We start from the raw sequence: 3,480 nt of genomic DNA on the forward strand, positions 1-3,480 counted from the left end.
CAGAGCTTTTGCGACCCTTTAGGGTCGCGCAGTCCGACGCCCCGGCAGGCGGAGGGGACGCACAGCGTCTTTTGTTGGCCGTCTTTACCCCCATATAGCGCCTCCGCTGGCGCCGAACTGCGGTGAAACTGGAACAAACGCGATTCCGAGAGAACCGCCGGCCTCGTTCTTGGGGGCGAGTCTGCTATTTCGGAGTGCCCGAAGGCACCGGTGCGAGGGGGCGCGCCGAGGACGAACGGGTAGAGAATTGGGCTGAGCTCTTGCGACCCGCAGGGTCGCCGGGCTTGCGCGCTGGGCCTTTGGCCCATCCGGGGAGCGCGCAGCCCGAACCAACGGAGGGTGGACGACAGGCCGAATAGAGCGGATAATCGGACAGAACTTGTTGCGCTCCCGCTGGCGACGAACCGCATAATCCCCGCCCCGGGCTACCGCCATCGCGCGGACGGTGCCTTTAGACTCATCGGCTGCAGCGGTTCTCACTGGTCTCGTTCTACAAAAGATACTTATGGCATAAGTGCAAGTTTTGGCATGGCATGGTTTGACACCAGCACTTCCGATACGCGTGCCCACGGTCTTCCGTTGCGTTGCCTCTCGGAATAAACGGATGACTCGACTGATTGGGAACTTCGAGCTCAAAACTGAGGGATGCAAGGAAACAAATCGAGGCCGGAGAGGCGTTCTACGCTGTCCAAGGGCACTTCGAAGGCGGTGTAGTCCTGACCGGCCAGCCGGGAGACTTCGTTCGGCATGACGTACGCGGCGCTCTCGAAAACGTCGGCACGACGCAAGGCGACGGCTTTGAAAAAGAGCTCGGGAACGACTACGCCACGGCCGATCGTCCGGGGGCGAGACGGCAGCACAGTGCCGACCACGATATAAAGCGTATCGTAATCGGAGGTCTGGGCGCGGAGACGCTCTTCGAGGCGTTTCCAGGGGCCGCGATTCAGTTTCGGCAACTGGGGGGCCATATTGGAATAGAGAAAGGTCGACCGGTTCGAGGCTTCGGAATCGGTCCGGTCGGCGGAGGGCAACAGGTGACCCCGGTCGTATCCGCTGCCGCGATAGTCGGAATGGGTCGCGGAATGCCAGCCGTAGACGCTCAGCAGGGGATCGGGGGCGAAGGAGTCGCTCCGGTCGGCGGCACCGGACAGGTCGCTGCGGGTCAGCTTATAGGCGACCCACCGGGCTATCTTCCCGGACGGACGATAAGAAAAGGTATAACGGCCTGCTGTATTGCAAATTACGGTATCGAAAACGCTCAAGGCGGGCAGTTCGAGGTGGCCGGACGACAAAACAGACGAGGGCGCGCTATCCGAAAGCGATACGCCGGAGGGAGTATCCGGAAAGGGGGAAACGTCGGAAGATACGGGGGGCGGTGCCTGCCGATGCGAAGTCTGGCAATGAAGGGCAGAAGCGGGAGAGGAGGAGCCAAGCGGGGTCAGCCGGTGGGAGCAGGCGATGGCGATGATAGCCAGGGTCAGCCAAAACAGGCTCCAAAACCAATAGCGGTGTGGAATACGACTGTTTTTTCTCTGTTTTCTGCGCTTTTTCATCTAAAAAAGTATCTGGGAACGTTGTTCCTTACAATCTGTATTTCTCTTCTCTTCCGTTTATTCCGAGAGGCAACGTAACTGAAAACCGTGGGTGCGGTTGTCCGAGCCGCTGGTGTCGAGGTCCTGCGAATGGCAATACAACTCCACGCCGTTGATACCGCTCGTGACGGAAGACCAGCTGAACCCGCCGTTGCCGACGCTCACCGGAGCACCCGAGAGCGAATGGCGGTGGCCCGGGGCGGGGTGTGCGGGTTTTATTCCCGCGCGCCTTGGGAAATCTTGTCAAAACGCACAGGTGCATTTGGACGATTTCCCTCCTTAGGCGTGGCACGCGGTGCTGATTTTGTCGCGTGCGGTTTTAGCACTTTTGCCGTCGCCCGCTGGGATTTCATCTCATTTTGCTCACTGCAAAACGAGCGAAATCCCTCTTTACGCGGGCGGGCGACGTAAGAGCTTTGACCCGCCTGAAACTGCCCTCGGGCCGGGCAGGCCCCACGTCCCGTGGACGGGCAAAACTTCGTTTTGCTGCGGCCGCCTCAGCCTAATTCCTTGTCCGCGCACCGCTCCCCCCCCCCGATACGCCTTAATGGCGAAACTCCTATCTTTGCAAAGATATGAGAAAAAAATCTACGCTCACTTTTGCGGATGCGCTCAAACGAAAAGCGCCGAGGGCGTTCGGGGCGATGGTCAAACCGGTCGGGTCGACGTGCAATCTGGATTGTACGTACTGTTACTATCTGGACAAGGCGAGGCTGGCGCCGAAAAACAACCCGGCGGAGGTGATGAGCGATGAGTTGCTCGAAAACTTCATCCGACAGTACATCGAGGCCAATCAGGTGCCGGTGGTGTCGTTCTGCTGGCATGGCGGAGAACCGCTGCTGGCGAGGAGAGAGTTCTATCAAAAGGCGGTGGAGCTCCAAAAAAAGTACAGAGGCGACAAACGGATCGAAAACTCGATCCAGACGAACGGAACACTGCTGACGGACGAGTGGGCGATTTTTTTTGCCGAGGAGGAGTTTCTGGTAGGGGTCTCGATCGACGGGCCGGAGGAGGTGCACGACGCCAACCGGAGGGATCGGGGAGGAAAACCGACCTTCGAGCGGGTGATGAGGGGAATCGAGCGGCTGAAGGAGCACGGGGCGGAGTTCAACACGCTGTCGGCGGTGGGGGCGGCGAGCGAGGGACGGGGAAGGGAGATTTACCGTTTCCTAAAAGGGATCGGAAGCCGGTTCATGCAGTTTCTGCCGGTGGTGGAGCATGTGAAGCGCATAGAGGGGTGGCCGAGGGAGGTGATCGTCGAACCGGGAGACCCGGAGGCGCACAGAGCGGAGTGGTCGGTCGGGGCGGAGGCGTACGGCAGATTCCTGAACGAGGTGTTCGACGAGTGGGTGACGGGGGATGTGGGGAGCTATTTCGTCCAGATGTTCGATGCGACGCTGGCCGGATGGTGCGGGGTCAGACCGGGGCTGTGCGCGTTCTGCGAAACGTGCGGAGATGCGCTGGCGGTGGAGCACAACGGGGATGTCTATGCGTGCGACCATTTCGTCTATCCGCAATACCGGAGGGGGAATATCGCGACGGAGGAGCTCCGAACGATGGCGGGGTCGGGCGAGCAGTTCCGGTTCGGGCTGGAGAAACGAAACTCGCTGCCGACGGAGTGTCTCCGGTGCGGGTACCTGCACCTGTGCAGGGGGGAGTGTCCGAAACACAGGTTCGTCCCGTCGAAGCTGAACCCGGAGGAGAGAATCAATGCGTTGTGCGAGGGATTCCGGATTTTCTATCGGCATTCGGAGCCGTACATGCTGAAAATGAGGGAGCTGTTGAACGAGGGAAAGCCGGCGGCGATGGTGATTCCGTGGGCGAGGCAACGGATGGGGCTCTTCTGAACGGGGGATGGAGGTATACGGAAAACCGTTCGGTTATCCGA

3 protein-coding genes are annotated in these 3,480 nt (G+C 60.0%); 1 reads left to right on the forward strand and 2 read right to left on the reverse strand.

The genetic code is table 11. From position 1 onward, the window contains the following. Positions 1-632 precede the first annotated feature (632 nt). Positions 633-1,262 carry a DNA/RNA non-specific endonuclease gene (locus tag QZ292_RS10065; protein WP_294601154.1) on the reverse strand — a complete coding sequence of 210 codons (630 nt, stop codon included), beginning with the start codon at positions 1,260-1,262 and terminating at the stop codon, positions 633-635. A gap of 348 nt (positions 1,263-1,610) precedes the next feature. Continuing rightward, the gene (locus QZ292_RS10070; RefSeq protein ID WP_294601156.1) at positions 1,611-1,757 is read right to left on the reverse strand and encodes a hypothetical protein; all 147 of its coding nucleotides are present in this window, start codon (positions 1,755-1,757) and stop codon (positions 1,611-1,613) included. Between the two features lie 410 nt (positions 1,758-2,167). Here QZ292_RS10070 and QZ292_RS10075 point away from each other — a divergent pair, with 410 nt between their 5' ends. Beyond that, entirely contained in the window at positions 2,168-3,439 is a 1,272-nt protein-coding gene (locus QZ292_RS10075) for an anaerobic sulfatase maturase (RefSeq protein WP_294601158.1), read from the forward strand. The last annotated feature ends 41 nt before the right edge of the window (positions 3,440-3,480 follow it).

This window comes from uncultured Rikenella sp., assembly GCF_910577125.1.
Taxonomy (GTDB): Bacteria; Bacteroidota; Bacteroidia; order Bacteroidales; family Rikenellaceae; genus Rikenella.